Source organism: Lentzea sp. NPDC054927 (assembly GCF_053610285.1).
In genome coordinates this window covers 170,162-183,759 of record NZ_JBSGXZ010000009.1, presented here as the reverse complement: position 1 = coordinate 183,759, position 13,598 = coordinate 170,162, and the positions used below count along the sequence as shown (strand labels likewise).

Genomic DNA, 13,598 nt, shown 5'->3' with positions numbered 1-13,598 from the left:
TGGGCGCCCTCACCGGCGGACTGGCGGGCCAGCCTGCGGGCGATGGTGCCGATGTTCCGGTGGGCGCCGTGGTTCGCGGCCGTGCTCGGCGGGTTCTCGCTGATCCTGCTGTTCGGCTTCGACGACGTGGTCCCCGTGGCGATCTTCGGCCTGGTGTGCGCGCTGGTCATCGGCTTCATGGAGCCGGTCGCGGTGTGGTGGCGCTTCTCGTCGGACGAGATGATCAGCCGAACGGTCATCGGCAGCGCGGACGACCAGTCGTTCCGGATGGCCGTCGGCACCTCGGTGCGCGAGGAGATCGGCTGGCAGGAGCTGCCGGGCTGGACCGAGACCCGGCAGGGCTTCGTGCTGGAGACGCTGGACGAGGGCGCGGCGTCGCTTTCGGTGCCGCACCGGGCGTTCGCGTCCGATGAGGACATGGCGTCGTTCCGCACCCTGCTGGAACAACACATCGGTCCGGCCAACTAGCTGTCTCGGATCGGGCACACCGGGTGGGGCTCGTGGGGCCGGGCCACGTAATCTCGTCGGGTGTCCTGTGCAAGTGCCACGCTGGTCGTGTGGACGTCGGGATGGCTGCACGGTCTGGCCGCCGCCGACGACGTTCTCGACGCCCTGCACACGTGGGCCGAGCAGCACGAGGTGGTGGCCGACGACGACGGCACCGCCACGGCGCTCGACCTCCCCGGTCCCGACGAGGCCCCGGTGGGCCCCGCCCTGCTGCTGGCCGCGTTGCGGCGCGCGGGCGCCACTTCGGCGCGCCTCGCGCTGCCGATACCCGGTGACGTGCGCGGGCTGGGCGGCAAGGGCCCGCTCTCGACGTGTGCGCTGCGGTCCGGCGAGGCACTGGTGATCCCGTCCGTGCACATCGGCCTGGTGCCGAAGATCGTGGCCGACGGCGTGATGCGGTGGACGGTGTTCGACCTGCCGTCGTCCAACGGCCTGGAGCACATCCCGATCGGCGAGGCCGAGCACGGCCTGAGCGCGGCGCTGCGGGAGGCGACGGCCGCGCTAGCGTCGCTCGACGTGGCCAAGCACCGGCCGAACGTGCGCAAGGAGATCGCCGACCTCGCCGCCACGAACTCACACCTGCCGTGGCCGGACGCGATGCCGCCGCGTGCGTTGCGGGTTTTGCAACGGGCCGCAGAGGTCGACGCGATCGTGCAGGTGGCCAGGACGGACGCCCCCGGCGGTGCGATGTCGGCGTCGGCGATGTCGGCGCGGACCGAGGCGTTGCGGCCGGTGTCGGAGGCGGTGCGGCGGGCGCGGTGCGCGGCGATCGACGAGGCCGTGCGCGTGCTGGCGGACAGCGGCGCCGGCAAGCACTGATCCAAACGAGTGGTTCTCCGCCGGTAGCCGCCCCGCGGCAGGCAACTCCCCCGGAACTGTCGGTGCCCCGACATAGGGTGCCGATCGGGGAGGAAGCCGGATGGAGGACGTCGACCAGCGCCGGTCGAGCACAGCGCCCAGGTACGCGGGCGCTCTCATGCTGGCCGCCGTCGCCGGGCATCTGCTCTCCCAGACGGCGACCGGTGCGCTCGCGACGTGGCAGTCCTGGGTTCTCTACGGCACCGGCACGGCACTTCTCGTGCTGTCGGCGTCCGCGATCGACCGGTTGAACCAGCTGGCCAAGCGCATCCGGTTGCGCTGGGTGGTGTTCACGGCCGTGCTGGTCGTCGCGGCCGGACTGATCGCTGTCGCCGCACCGCCGTTGCTCGCGTACGGCCGGGTGTTGCTGCTCGGATGCCCCCAGCCGACCGAGGTGCGGGTGCTCACGTCGCAGGACGCGGCGCCCGCGATCGGCGAGGTGGCGCGGAAGTTCGAGCAGCACACGGCGGAGGAGAACCACGGGTGCCGCACGGCGCGGTTGTACGTGTTCTCCGCGCCCGGCAACCGGGGAGCCATCGCGTTGCGGTCGTCGTGGTCCTCTCCGGACCTGCGCGAGATCGGGCCACACCCCGACGTGTGGCTGCCGGACTCCACCACGGAGACGAACGAGGTGGTGCGCCGCACGGGTGGCGTCGGGTCGGCGGTGACCATCCGGCAGGGAGCCTCGATCGCGTTCTCCCCGGTCGTGCTCGCGGTGCCCACACCGATCGCGCAGGACGTCGTCTCCGACTCCTCCGAGAAGTGGGGCGACCTGCTCACCAAGGTCGGCAACACCGGCATCGCGATCGGCAGGCCGAACCCGCTGATGGCGATCGACGGCAGGCTCGCCACGCAGGCGTTGTACGAGACGCTCGACCCGGCCGTCGTGGAACGCCGGGTCGAGGAGGCCGACCGGCTCGCACCGGACACCGCGATGATCACGACCGAGCAGGTGTTGTTGCGGCACAACAAGACCAGCTGCGCGCAGAAACCGTGCCTCACCGCGCTGTACCCGTCGGACACCTACCGCGCCGACTACCCGCTGAACCTCGTCGAGTGGGACGCACCGGACGTGTCGAACCTCGCCGCGCGCGAGCACGCGACCCGGTTCCAGGCGTGGCTCGGCACGCAGGAGGGGATGACGGCGCTCAACGCCGCCGGACTGCGCCCCGCCAAGCAGGCCGCGGGAGCCGAGTTCCGCGAGGAGCTCGGGGTGCGGGCGGGCCTGGCGCTCGACCGCGACGAGGCCGCGCCCGGCGAGGCGGCGCAGGAGGAGTTCGGGAAGAAGTACGAGCAGGCCAAACGGGACGGCCGGGTCTGGCTGACGCTCGACGCGTCCGGGTCGATGGCCGAGCAGACCGCCACCGGTGAGAGCCGGTTCGCCGTCGCGGTCGACGGCGTCCGCAAGGCCCTCACGCAGATGGGCACCAGGGACACCTACGGCCTGTCGGTGTTCAACGACACCGTTGTCCGGCCGCTCATTCCCTTGGGCCGACGCGACAAGGAGGCCGCGACCGCAGCCCTGAGCACCGTGCAGCCGGGCGGCGGCACGCCTCTGCACCAGGCGATCCTGGACAGCCTCGACCGGGTCGGCACGAACGACGCCGGCCACATCAGCGCGGTGATCGCGTTGACCGACGGCGAGGACACGACGAGCCCGCAGACCCGGCAGGACGTGGTGAACGCGGTGCGGCAGAAGGGGATCAGGGTGTTCGTGATCGCTGTCGGCGAGGCGAGCTGTGCGGCGCACGCGCTGACCGAGCTCACCGACGCGGCCGGCGGCGACTGCCACGATTCGACCACGGACACCCTCGGCGACGATCTGGCGGCGTTGTTCCGCGAACTGTGGGGAGGCGCTCGATGAGGTGGCTGAGACGGGTGTGGGCGGCGCTGCCGAGACTGGGCCCGCCCGGCGTGGTGTGGGCGAACCGCTCGTGGCTCGCGATGGGCGTGGCCGTCGGCATCGTGCTGACGATCCTGTTCACCAGCGGCGTGCAGCCGTTGTTCCGCGAGTCGGCCGAGTGGGAGAAGGGCAAGCTGATCGTGCTCAGCGGCCGCGACCAGAGCGACGGCGGCCAGCGGCGCGCGTTGATCAACCAGTGGAACGCGGAGCACCCCGAACAGCCGGCGGAGATCGTCGAACTGCCGCCGGAGGCGGACGGCCAGCGCAGCGAGATGGTCGCGCGGGCCAGGGAGCAGGCCGAGAACGCGGACGTCTACAACCTCGACGTCACGTGGACCGCCGAGTTCGCCCAGTCCGGCTACCTGCGCCCGCTGTCCGCAGTGGACACCAGCGGGTTCCTGCGCCGCCCGTTGGAGAGCTGCCGCTACCAGGGCGTGCTGTGGGCGCTGCCGTTCAACACGGACGCGGGCCTGCTCTTCTACCGCAAGGACATCGTCAAGGAAGACCCACTTGGGCTCGACGACATCGCCACCACCTCCACCCGCGCGCTGCGGGCCGCGCCGGACGCCCGCCTCACCGCCGGCTACACGGGCCAGTTCGCCGACTACGAGGGCCTCACGGTGAACGCCCTGGAGCTGATCTGGGCCGAGAAGGGCGACGTCGTCGACGACACCGGCAAGGTCGTCATCGACTCCGACCGCACCCGCCGGGCCCTGCGCTGGCTCGCCGACGGCCTCAAGGGCCAGAACCCCGTGGTGTTACCGGACTCCCGCGCGCAGAACGAGCAGCTGAGCACCCAGGCGTTCCGCGACGGCAAGGTCGTCTTCATGCGCAACTGGCCCGTCGCCCACCGCACCCTGCGCGGCAACCAGGGCGAGTCCGCCGGCCGCCCCGGCATCGACTTCGAGGTGGCCCAGCTACCCGGCCCGAGCGTGCTCGGCGGCCAGAACCTCGCCATCTCCGCCAAGTCCACCAAGCCCCGCGCCGCCCAGGCCCTCATCGAGTTCCTCACCGGCCCCCGCAGCCAGCAGCTCCTCTTCGAACGAGGAGGCCTGGCCGCCACCCGCGGCATCGTCTACCAGGACAGCCGCGTCGCCACCGAACACCCCTACGCCCGCATCCTGCTCAAAGCCGTCGAGGACGCCAAGCTGCGTCCCGTCACCCCGTACTACTCGCGCTTCAGCGACGAGTTCCGCGCCGTCGTCCGGTACGCCCTCGACCACGACGGCGCTCTGCCAGAGGGTGCGGAGGAGTCGCTCACCAGAGCCCTTCAGGGCCGGTGATCAGGGGGTGCGCCGGCGCAACGTCACCGCGCCCAGCACCAGCGCCAGGAGTCCGCACGCCGCCACGATCGCGAGGTTGCGCACCAGTTCACCCGTGATGTCGGACGACGTCGTCACGGCCGTGAGCGCGTCAACGGCGTACGACAGCGGCATGACGTTCGACAGCCACTCCAGCACGGGCGTCATGGCCTCTCGTGGCGCGAACAGCCCGCACAACAACACCTGCGGCATCACGAACAACGGCATGAACTGCACGGCCTGGAACTCGGTGCGCGCGAAGGCACTCGCGAACAGGCCCAGCGCCGTACCGAGCAGCGCGTCCAGCCCGGCGATGACCACGAGCAGCCACACCGAGCCGCCGATCTCCAGGCCGAGCCACGTCAGCGAGATGCCGACCGCGACCAGCACCTGGACCAGAGCCACGATCCCGAACGCCAGCGCGTAGCCGAACAGCAGGTCCAGCTTGCCCATCGGCATCGTCATCAGCCGTTCCAGCGTGGCCGTGGTGCGTTCGCGCAGGGTCGTGATCGACGTGACGATGAACATGATCGCGAACGGGAAGACCGCCAGCAGGGCCGGTGCGGCGCGGCTGAAGGCCTGGTCGGAGTTGAAGACGAACCGCAGCAGGATCAGCAGCAGCGACGGCATGAGCACCATCAGCGCGACGGTGCGGCGGTCGTGGCGGAACTGGTTGAGGATCCGCGCGGTCGTGGCCAGCAGGATCGAGGTGTTCACGCCGCCTCCTTCGCCCGGACCAACGAGAGGAACGCCTGTTCCAGGTCGCTCGTGCCGGTCTCCGCCAGCAACGCGGCCGGGGTGTCGTCGGCCAGCAGCGCACCGTCGCGCATCAGCAGCAGCCGCTCACAGCGCGCGGCCTCGTCCATGACGTGGCTGGAGACGAGCAGCGTGACGCCACGATCAGCGAGTTCCCGGAACAACGTCCACAGCTCGTCGCGCAGCAACGGGTCGAGGCCGACCGTCGGCTCGTCGAGCACGAGGAGTTCGGGCTTGCCGAGCAACGCCACCGCGAGGCTCGTCCGCGACAGCTCACCGCCGGACAACGACGCCACCAGCTGCGACTCGTGCCCGCCGAGCCCGACCTCGTCGATCACGCGCCGCACGTCGGAGCGGGGAGCTCCCAGCACGGCGCAGAAGTAGCGGAGGTTCTCGGCCACGCTGAGGTCGGCGTAGACGGCGGGGTTCTGCGTCGCGTACCCGATCCGGTTCCGCAGCCCGGGATTGCCCGCGGGTGCGCCGAGCACCGTCACCTCGCCGGACTCGACGATCTGCACGCCGACGACCGAGCGCATCAGCGTGGTCTTGCCGCAGCCGGACGGGCCGAGCAGGCCGGTGACACTGCCCCGCGGGATCGTGCAACTCACGTCCCGCAGGACCAGACGCTTGCCCCGGCTCACCCGGAGCCCGGTGACCTCAACGGCCGCGGAACTGGTCATGCGACCAATTCTGCGCCCGTTGAAAAACCAATGTCTAGGCTCGGGCGGGCCTCTTGGCCGGTTCGCAACACAACGGCGCACACGGCGCGCCGTTCACGGTGCAGCCCGCCGCCACGAACGACGACAGCTTCCGCACCGGAGCGTCAGCCGTGTGTTCGGCGACCAGCTCGATCACGAGCTCGGCGAACCGCGGGTCCGAGTTCGGGGTGGCGGCACGGGCGAACTCCATGCCCAGCTCGGCGGCGCGGTCGCGGGCCTCGGTGTCGAGGTCCCAGACCACCTCGAGGTGGTCGGACACGAACCCGATCGGGCACACGACGACGCCGGTGACGCCCTTGGCGTGCAGGGCGTCGATGTGGTCGACGATGTCCGGCTCCAGCCACGGGATCTGCGGCGGCCCCGACCGCGACTGCCACACGACGTCGTACTCGGTGACGCCCAGCTCCGCCGCCACCAGTCGCGAGGCCTCGACGACCTGGCGCGAGTAGCGGTAACCACCCTCGGACGCGGGCCCGGCGGCCTTGTCGGCGGACACCGGCACCGAGTGCGCGGTGAAGACGAGCCGGTAGGAACCGGACAAAAAAGAAGCCGCGGCACGAACGCCGTCAGCGAAAGCACCGATGAACAGCGGGTGGTCGAAGAACTGGCGCAGCTTCACGAGCTCCGGACCGTCCGGCACGGCCTGCAGCGCCCGCACGATGTCCTCGTCGTACTGCCGGCACGCGGAGTAGCCGCCGTACGCGCTCGTCGGGAAGACCAGGGCCCTGCGCACCCCGTCGGCCTTCATCCGCGCGACGGTGTCCTCGACCATCGGGTGCCAGTTGCGGTTGCCGAAGTAGATCGGCAGCTCGAAGCCACGGGCCTTGACGGCCTCGATCGCCTCGAGGTTCAGGCGGTTGATCGGCGACACGCCGCCGAAGTGCTGGTAGTGGGCCTCGACCTCGTCCAGCCGCTCCGGCGGCACGCCACGCCCGCGAACGACGTTCTCCAGGAAGGGACGGACGTCCTCAGGACCTTCCGGGCCGCCGAAAGACAGCCAGAGCAGCGCATCGAAACTCACCGCTCCATCCAATCAGACGCCCGATCGCCTCACATGACGAACAGATGTGACGTCAGAGACCGAGGAAGTGCACGCCGCCGTCCACGAAGACCATCGAACCCGTGGTGGCCGGGAACCAGTCGGACAGCAGGCCGCACACCGACTTCGCGACCGGCGTCGGGTCGTCGACGTCCCACGAGAGCGGTGCCTTCTCGCCCCACATCTTCTCCAGCTCGCCGAAGCCCGGGATGGACTTCGCGGCCATCGTGCGCACCGGGCCGGCGGAGATCAGGTTCACGCGGATGCCGTCCGGGCCGAGGTCGCGCGCCATGTAGCGGTTGATCGACTCGAACGCCGCCTTCGCCGCGCCCATCCAGTTGTAGGCGGGCCACGCCTGGCGGGCGTCGAAGTCGAGGCCGACGACCGACGCGCCGTGCGAGAGCAACGGACGCGTGGCCTGCACCAGGGCCTTGTACGAGTACGCCGAGACGTGCATCGCGACGGAGACGTCCTCCCACGGCGCGTCCATGAACGGCGCTCCGAGGCAGCTCTGCGGGGCGAAGCCGATGGCGTGCACGACGCCGTCGAGGCCGTCGACGTGCTCACGCACCCGGTCGGCGAGCGTGTCGAGGTGTTCCTGGTTCTGCACGTCGAGCTCGACGACGGGCGCGGGCTTGGGCAGACGCTGCGCGATGCGCGTCACGAGGCTCATCCGGCCGAACCCGGTCAGCACGACCTCGGCGCCCTGCTCCTGGGCGACGCGTGCGACGTGGAAGGCGATCGACGCGTCGGTGATGACACCGGTGATCAGCAGTCGCTTGCCTTCGAGCAGTCCGGTCACTTGATCCAACCCTTTCGCAGTACGGAGAACAGAAGTCTGGAAGAAGCTTCAGTGGCCCATGCCGAGGCCGCCGTCGACCGGCAGCACGGCACCGTTGATGTAGCCCGCCTCGTTCGCCGCGAGGAACGTGACGGCGCGCGCGATCTCTTCTGCCGCGCCGTAGCGGGCGGCCGGGATCTGCTTGAGCGCGGCGTCGCGGACGGCCTCGGGCAGGTCGGCGGTCATGTCCGTGGTGATGAAGCCGGGCGCGATGACGTTCGCGGTGATGTTGCGCGAGCCCAGTTCCAGGGCGATCGAGCGCGCCATGCCGACCATGCCGGCCTTGGACGCCGCGTAGTTCACCTGGCCGGCGCCACCGGTGAGGCCCACGACCGAGGAGATGAAGACGATGCGGCCGAACTTCTTGCGCAGCATGCCGCGGGAGGCGCGCTGGGCGAACCGGAACGCGCCGGTCAGGTTCGCGTCGACGACCTGGGTGAACTGCTCCTCGCTCATCCGCAGCAGCAGCGTGTCCTGCGTCATGCCCGCGTTGCAGACCAGCACCTCGACCGGGCCGTGCGCGGCCTCGACCTCGGTGAACGCGGCGTCGATCTCCTCGGAGTTCGTGACGTCGCACTTGACGCCGAGCAGGCCTTCGGGAGCGCCGGACCCGCGGTGCGTCACCGCGACCTTGTCGCCCTGCGCCGCGAACGCCTGCGCGATCGCGAGGCCGATGCCGCGGTTGCCTCCGGTGACGAGAACGGACCGACTCACTAGCTCTCCCTGCGATCGCTGCTGGTTGACCGGCTGAGGCTATCGGCTACCGGCAGGTAGTCCGGCATCGGCGGAGCCATGTCACATCCATCCAGGCATGATCGGGTGATGCGGGCCTTTCTCGACCGACTCCGCCGTGACGTGGACGGCGACGTCCTCGACGACCCCGCGAGCCGGGCCCTGTACTCGGCGGACGCGTCGAACTACCGGCACGTGCCACGGGTGGTCGTCCGTCCACGCACGACGGACGCGGTGCTTGCGGCCGTCGGGATCGCCGCGGAACACCGCGTGCCGATCACCAGCCGTGGCGCGGGAACTTCCATCGCGGGCAACGCGTGCGGCACCGGTCTGGTGATCGACTTCAGCCGCTATCTGAACGCGATCGAGATCTCGGGCGACCGGGCGCTCGTGCAACCCGGCGCCGTGCTGGACCGCGTCAACTCCCAGGCCGGGGACTTCCTGTTCGGGCCGGACCCGTCGACGCATTCGCGCTGCACGATCGGCGGGATGATCGGCAACAACGCGTGCGGCGCGCACTCGGTTAAGTGGGGCAAGACCAGCGAGAACGTCGCGAACCTGCACGTGCTCACGGCGGACGGGCGCACGTTCGACACCACGAACCCGCCTGGGTTCTCACTGTCTGCTTACGACCCGGCGTGGTTTCCGCGGCTCAGCCGCCGGGTCAGCGGATACGCCCTGGACGCCCCGACGCTGACCCAGCAGCTCGTCGGGACCGAGGGCACCTGCGTGGTGGTGCTGGGCGCCGAACTGAAGCTGGTCAGGCGTCCGGAACGCCGCATCCTGGTCGTGCTCGGATTCGCGGACACCTACGACGCCGCCGACCAGGTCACCCAGATCGAGGACGCACTCGCGGTCGAGGGCATCGACGAGGCCTTGGTGCGCAACGTTCGTGTGCGCCCCGACCTGCCGGAGGGCCGCAGCTGGCTGTTCGTCGAGGTCGAGGACCACCCCGAGCGTGTTGCCAAGATCACCAAGAACTCGATGATCATCCACGACCCGGCGCGGCAGCGGGCGTTGTGGCGGATCCGCGAGGACGGTGCCGGGCTCGCGACCCGCATGCCCGACGGCGGTGAGGCGTGGTCGGGCTGGGAGGACGCGGCCGTGCCGCCGGAACGTCTCGGCACCTACCTGCGCGAGTTCGACCAGCTGCTGGCCCGGTACGGCCGGCGGGGCATCACCTACGGCCACTACGGCGAGGGCTGTCTGCACGTCCGCATCGATTTCGACCTGGAGCAGGGCCATCGCGCGTTCCTGGAGGACGCCGCCGACCTCGTCGTGAGCCACGGTGGCAGCCTGTCCGGCGAGCACGGTGACGGGCAGGCGCGATCCGAGCTGCTGAGCCGGATGTACCCGCCCGAGGCGATCAAGGCGTTCCGGGACTTCAAGCACGCCTTCGATCCGGGGAACCTGCTCAACCCCGGCCGGATCGTGGAGCCGCTCAAGCTCGACGACGACCTGCGGATTCTCGTCGCTCCCCCGAAGATTCCGACGCGTGCGGAGTTCGCGAGCGACACACGGCGGTGCGTGGGTGTCGGCAAGTGTCTCAACACCAAGGGTGGCGTGATGTGCCCGAGCTATCGGGTGACTCGCGAGGAGAAGCACTCGACTCGCGGCCGCGCGCACCTGCTGTTCGAGATGCTCGCGGGCGACGTGATCAAGGACGGCTGGCGGTCGTCCGAGGTCGCCGAGGCGCTGGACCTCTGCCTGGGCTGCAAGGGCTGCAAACGCGACTGCCCGGTCGACGTCGACATGGCGAGCTACAAGGCGGAGTTCCTGCACGAGCACTACAAGGGACGTCTGCGGCCGCGATCGCACTACGCGATGGGCTGGCTGCCGACGTGGCTGAAGTACGGGCTGGTCAACAGGTTCACGGCGAAGTTCGGCAGGTTCGCCGGGATCACGCCGGAACGCGCGCTGCCCACCCAGACCACCTCGCTGGTCCGCCAGCTGCACCCGCTCGGCAAGGGCGATCCCGTGCTGCTGTTCCCCGACACGTTCACGAACTTCTTCGAGCCGGGCATCGGCCTCGACGCCGCGAACGTGCTGGCGCACCTGGGAAACCGGGTCGAGATCCCGTCCGCGAACGTCTGTTGTGGACTGACGTGGCACTCGACCGGCCAGCTCGCCAAGGCCCGCCGGGTCGTCGAACGCACGGCGCGGGCGCTGCGGCCGTGGACGAGCCAGGGCGTCCCGGTGATCGGCCTGGAGCCGGGCTGCACGGCGTTCCTCAAGACCGAGGCCCCGAAGCTGTCGGACGACCCGGCCGTGCACGCGCTCGCCGAGGCCACCCGCACGTTCGCGGCGCACGTCGCACCCCGGTTGCCCGCGGTGGAAGGCGCGCGTGAGGCCGTCGTGCAGACCCACTGCCACCAGTACGCGGAACTCGGCTTCGAGCCGGACCGCGAGGCGATGGCCAAGGCCGGCCTGAAACCGACGATCGTCGAAGGCTGCTGCGGCCTGGCCGGCAACTTCGGGTTCGAGCAGGGCCACTACGACGTGTCGATCGCGTGCGCCGAACAGGACCTGCTGCCCGCACTGCGCGCCAACGAGGACGCACTGGTCATCGCGGACGGCTTCAGCTGCCGCACGCAGATCCGCCACACGACCGACCGCAAACCGGTGCACCTGGCCACCACGCTGGCCACCCTGATGGAGATTTACCGCTGACTAACCGCGCCCGGCCAGAGTCGGGCACATGCAGAGAAGGATTGGCGCCGCCGTGCTGGCGGCCGCGGCCATCGCGATGACCTTCACGGGGCCCGCGCAGGCCGAGACGAACCCGTCGTGCCCCAGCGGCGTCACGCAGATCGGCGGCACCAAGTACCTCAAGAGCGGCAGCACGACCATCGCCTCGGTCAAGCAGTTCAAGGGCTGCAACAAGAACTGGGGCTACGTCTACGTCTGGGACTCCTGGCGTGCGAACCACCGCACGTACCGGATCTACGCCGGTGTCCAGGTTCGCGGCGCCGAGTTCCCGAGCGGTTACAACAGCGTCGAGAACAAGCAGGAACTGTGGTCGTACGGCACGGACACGCTGGACAAGTGCACCAAGGGGTACGGCTCCATCGTGGCCTCCTCCTACAGCGATGGTGTCGAGACCGAGGAGCGTTGCTGACCATGAAGAAACTCAGTGCCACCGTGCTCGCGGCGGCCGCGATCGCGCTCACCTTCACGGGATCGGCGCACGCCGAGACGAACCCCAAGTGCCCGAGCGGTGTCACGAAGATCGGCTCCACCAAGTACATCAAGTCGGGCAGCGCGACCGTCGCCTCGGTGAAGCAGTTCAAGGGCTGCGGCAAGAACTGGGGCTACATCTACGTGTGGGATTCGTGGAAGGCAAGTCACAGCAACTTCATCGCCGCCGTCGCCATCACCAGGGGCGACGGCGGCATCGACGAGAACAGCGGCTCACGCGGACAGCAGGAGGTGTGGTCCAACGGCGCGAACACGCTGCAGTTCTGCACCATGGCGTACGGCACGGTGTCCGGCGGGGGTGCGGGCTTCACCGACGAGGTCTGCTGACGTGAGGAAGCGGAGGGCGGTCGCCGCAAGACCGCCCTCCGCGAGCCTGCTAGTCGCGGTCCAGCACCGAGTCCTTCGACGTCTCACGCATGAACCCGTAAACCAGCAACGAGATCAGCACGCACCCGGCGACGTAGTAGAAGAACACCGACTCCATGCCGGCCTGCTTGAACCACAACGCCACGTACTCGGCCGTGCCTCCGAAGATCGCCACGGTCAGCGCGTACGGCAGGCCCACCCCGAGCGCGCGGATGTTCGTCGGGAACAGCTCGGCCTTCACGATCGCGTTGATCGACGTGTACCCGGTGACGATCACCAGGCCGCCCAGCATCAGCAAGAACGCCGGAAGCGCCTCGGAAGTCTTCGCCAGCGTCGACAACAACGGCACCGTGGCCACCGTGCCGAGCACCCCGAACCCGAGCAGCAGCGGACGGCGGCCGATCCGGTCGGACAGCGCGCCCGCGATCGGTTGCAGCACCACGAACACCAGCAGCGCGGCGAAGTTGATCCAGCTGACCGTCGCGGCGTCGATCTTGCTGGTGTTCACCATGAACTTCTGCAGGTAGGTCGTGAACGTGTAGAACGCGACCGTGCCGCCCAGCGTCAGGCCGACGACGAGCAGGCATTCCTTGGGATGCTTCAACAACGCCCTGAAGGTGCCCTGCTGTCCCTGGTTCTGCGGGTTGTTCTTCTGCTTCTCGAAGTTCTCCGACTCGTCCATCCCGCGGCGCAGCCACATCACGATGATCGCGCCGGTCGCCCCGATGACGAACGCGATCCGCCAGCCCCACTCCATCATCTCGGTCTTGGAGAGGAACTGCTGCAACACGATCTGCACGCCCAGCGCCACCAGCTGGCCGGCCGTCAGCGTCACGTACTGGAAACTGGAGTAGAAACCGCGGCGCGCGGGAGAGGCCACTTCGGACAGATAGGTCGCCGACGTCGCGTACTCCCCACCGACCGACAGACCCTGCAACAGTCGTGCGAGCACCAGCAACACCGGCGCGGCAACACCGATCGTCGCGTACGACGGCGTCAACGCGATGATCAGCGAACCGAAAGCCATCAACGTGACCGACAACGTCAGCGCGGCACGACGGCCGTGGCGGTCGGCGTAACGGCCGAGCAGCCAGCCGCCCAGCGGTCGCATCAGGAAGCCGACGGCGAACACGGCCGCGGTGTTCAGCAGCTGCGCGGTCTGGTCGCCTTTCGGGAAGAAGGCCGCCGCGAAGTAGATGCTGAACGCGGTGTACGCGTACCAGTCGTACCACTCGATCAGGTTTCCGACTGATCCGCGCAGCACGTTCGCCACCACTCGGCGCTCGGCGCGTTTCTCCTGAACCACTGTCATGCCCGACACCATCTCGGCGCGAAGACACCCCTCACAACCTGGGCAGAGGCATCTTTACAGTCACTT

The 13,598-nt window shown here is 69.4% G+C and carries 13 protein-coding genes; 7 read left to right on the top strand and 6 right to left on the bottom strand.

Annotated features, from left to right (window positions below; translation table 11 throughout):
• The first annotated feature begins 42 nt into the window (after positions 1-42).
• The 4 genes from ACWGE0_RS17055 (at position 43) to ACWGE0_RS17040 (ending at position 4,551) form a co-directional block, all read left to right on the top strand.
• Positions 43-468: a YcxB family protein gene (locus ACWGE0_RS17055; RefSeq protein WP_452261827.1), complete on the top strand. Its 426-nt coding sequence runs from the start codon at positions 43-45 to the stop codon at positions 466-468.
• 60 nt (positions 469-528) lie between these two features.
• Positions 529-1,326, top strand: coding sequence for a hypothetical protein (locus tag ACWGE0_RS17050; RefSeq protein ID WP_452261826.1), 798 nt, complete (start codon positions 529-531; stop codon positions 1,324-1,326).
• A 100-nt stretch (positions 1,327-1,426) separates the two neighbouring features.
• Positions 1,427-3,229, top strand: coding sequence for a VWA domain-containing protein (locus ACWGE0_RS17045; protein ID WP_452261825.1), 1,803 nt, complete (start codon positions 1,427-1,429; stop codon positions 3,227-3,229).
• A complete protein-coding gene (locus ACWGE0_RS17040) occupies positions 3,226-4,551 on the top strand; it encodes an extracellular solute-binding protein (protein WP_452261824.1) in 1,326 nt (441 codons plus the stop codon). Before ACWGE0_RS17045 ends, ACWGE0_RS17040 begins: the two co-directional genes overlap by 4 nt.
• On the opposite strand, the gene ACWGE0_RS17035 is transcribed toward ACWGE0_RS17040, so the two are convergent.
• The 5 genes from ACWGE0_RS17035 to fabG are packed head-to-tail and all read right to left on the bottom strand — an operon-like array spanning position 4,552 to position 8,638.
• Complete coding sequence (locus tag ACWGE0_RS17035; RefSeq protein WP_452261823.1) at positions 4,552-5,286, bottom strand: ABC transporter permease; 735 nt, start codon at positions 5,284-5,286, stop codon at positions 4,552-4,554.
• On the bottom strand, positions 5,283-6,005 hold the full coding sequence (locus ACWGE0_RS17030; RefSeq protein ID WP_452261822.1) for an ABC transporter ATP-binding protein: 723 nt from the start codon (positions 6,003-6,005) through the stop codon (positions 5,283-5,285). The genes ACWGE0_RS17035 and ACWGE0_RS17030 overlap by 4 nt, the downstream gene beginning before the upstream one ends.
• 34 nt (positions 6,006-6,039) lie before the next feature.
• Positions 6,040-7,065: a ferrochelatase gene (locus ACWGE0_RS17025; RefSeq protein ID WP_452261821.1), complete on the bottom strand. Its 1,026-nt coding sequence runs from the start codon at positions 7,063-7,065 to the stop codon at positions 6,040-6,042.
• Between the two features lie 52 nt (positions 7,066-7,117).
• Complete coding sequence (gene fabI, locus ACWGE0_RS17020; protein WP_093588011.1) at positions 7,118-7,885, bottom strand: enoyl-ACP reductase FabI; 768 nt, start codon at positions 7,883-7,885, stop codon at positions 7,118-7,120.
• A gap of 48 nt (positions 7,886-7,933) precedes the next feature.
• Positions 7,934-8,638 (bottom strand): 3-oxoacyl-ACP reductase FabG, encoded by a 705-nt coding sequence (fabG, locus tag ACWGE0_RS17015; RefSeq protein WP_452261820.1) that lies wholly within the window; start codon positions 8,636-8,638, stop codon positions 7,934-7,936.
• Between the two features lie 108 nt (positions 8,639-8,746).
• On the opposite strand from fabG, the gene ACWGE0_RS17010 reads away from it, so the two are divergent.
• Genes ACWGE0_RS17010 through ACWGE0_RS17000 form a run of 3 tightly spaced genes read left to right on the top strand, consistent with a single transcriptional unit; the run spans position 8,747 to position 12,181 of the window.
• Complete coding sequence (locus ACWGE0_RS17010; RefSeq protein ID WP_452261819.1) at positions 8,747-11,326, top strand: FAD-binding and (Fe-S)-binding domain-containing protein; 2,580 nt, start codon at positions 8,747-8,749, stop codon at positions 11,324-11,326.
• A gap of 28 nt (positions 11,327-11,354) precedes the next feature.
• Positions 11,355-11,774 (top strand): hypothetical protein, encoded by a 420-nt coding sequence (locus tag ACWGE0_RS17005; protein WP_452261818.1) that lies wholly within the window; start codon positions 11,355-11,357, stop codon positions 11,772-11,774.
• A gap of 2 nt (positions 11,775-11,776) precedes the next feature.
• Positions 11,777-12,181, top strand: a complete 405-nt coding sequence (locus ACWGE0_RS17000; protein ID WP_452261817.1) for a hypothetical protein — start codon at positions 11,777-11,779, stop codon at positions 12,179-12,181.
• A 49-nt stretch (positions 12,182-12,230) separates the two neighbouring features.
• Here the strand turns inward: ACWGE0_RS17000 and ACWGE0_RS16995 are convergent, their stop codons facing one another.
• Positions 12,231-13,532, bottom strand: coding sequence for an MFS transporter (locus ACWGE0_RS16995; RefSeq protein ID WP_452261816.1), 1,302 nt, complete (start codon positions 13,530-13,532; stop codon positions 12,231-12,233).
• Positions 13,533-13,598: the final 66 nt, after the last annotated feature.

Excerpts from the sequence above, each read along its gene's own strand:
- ACWGE0_RS17055 (WP_452261827.1), top strand. The coding sequence starts at position 43 with ATGGTGCCGATGTTCCGGTGGGCGCCGTGGTTCGCGGCCGTGCTCGGC.
- ACWGE0_RS17000 (WP_452261817.1), top strand. The coding sequence starts at position 11,777 with ATGAAGAAACTCAGTGCCACCGTGCTCGCGGCGGCCGCGATCGCGCTC.
- ACWGE0_RS17005 (WP_452261818.1), top strand. The coding sequence starts at position 11,355 with ATGCAGAGAAGGATTGGCGCCGCCGTGCTGGCGGCCGCGGCCATCGCG.
- ACWGE0_RS16995 (WP_452261816.1), bottom strand. The coding sequence starts at position 13,532 with ATGACAGTGGTTCAGGAGAAACGCGCCGAGCGCCGAGTGGTGGCGAAC.
- ACWGE0_RS17045 (WP_452261825.1), top strand. The coding sequence starts at position 1,427 with ATGGAGGACGTCGACCAGCGCCGGTCGAGCACAGCGCCCAGGTACGCG.
- ACWGE0_RS17010 (WP_452261819.1), top strand. The coding sequence starts at position 8,747 with ATGCGGGCCTTTCTCGACCGACTCCGCCGTGACGTGGACGGCGACGTC.
- ACWGE0_RS17030 (WP_452261822.1), bottom strand. The coding sequence starts at position 6,005 with ATGACCAGTTCCGCGGCCGTTGAGGTCACCGGGCTCCGGGTGAGCCGG.
- ACWGE0_RS17040 (WP_452261824.1), top strand. The coding sequence starts at position 3,226 with ATGAGGTGGCTGAGACGGGTGTGGGCGGCGCTGCCGAGACTGGGCCCG.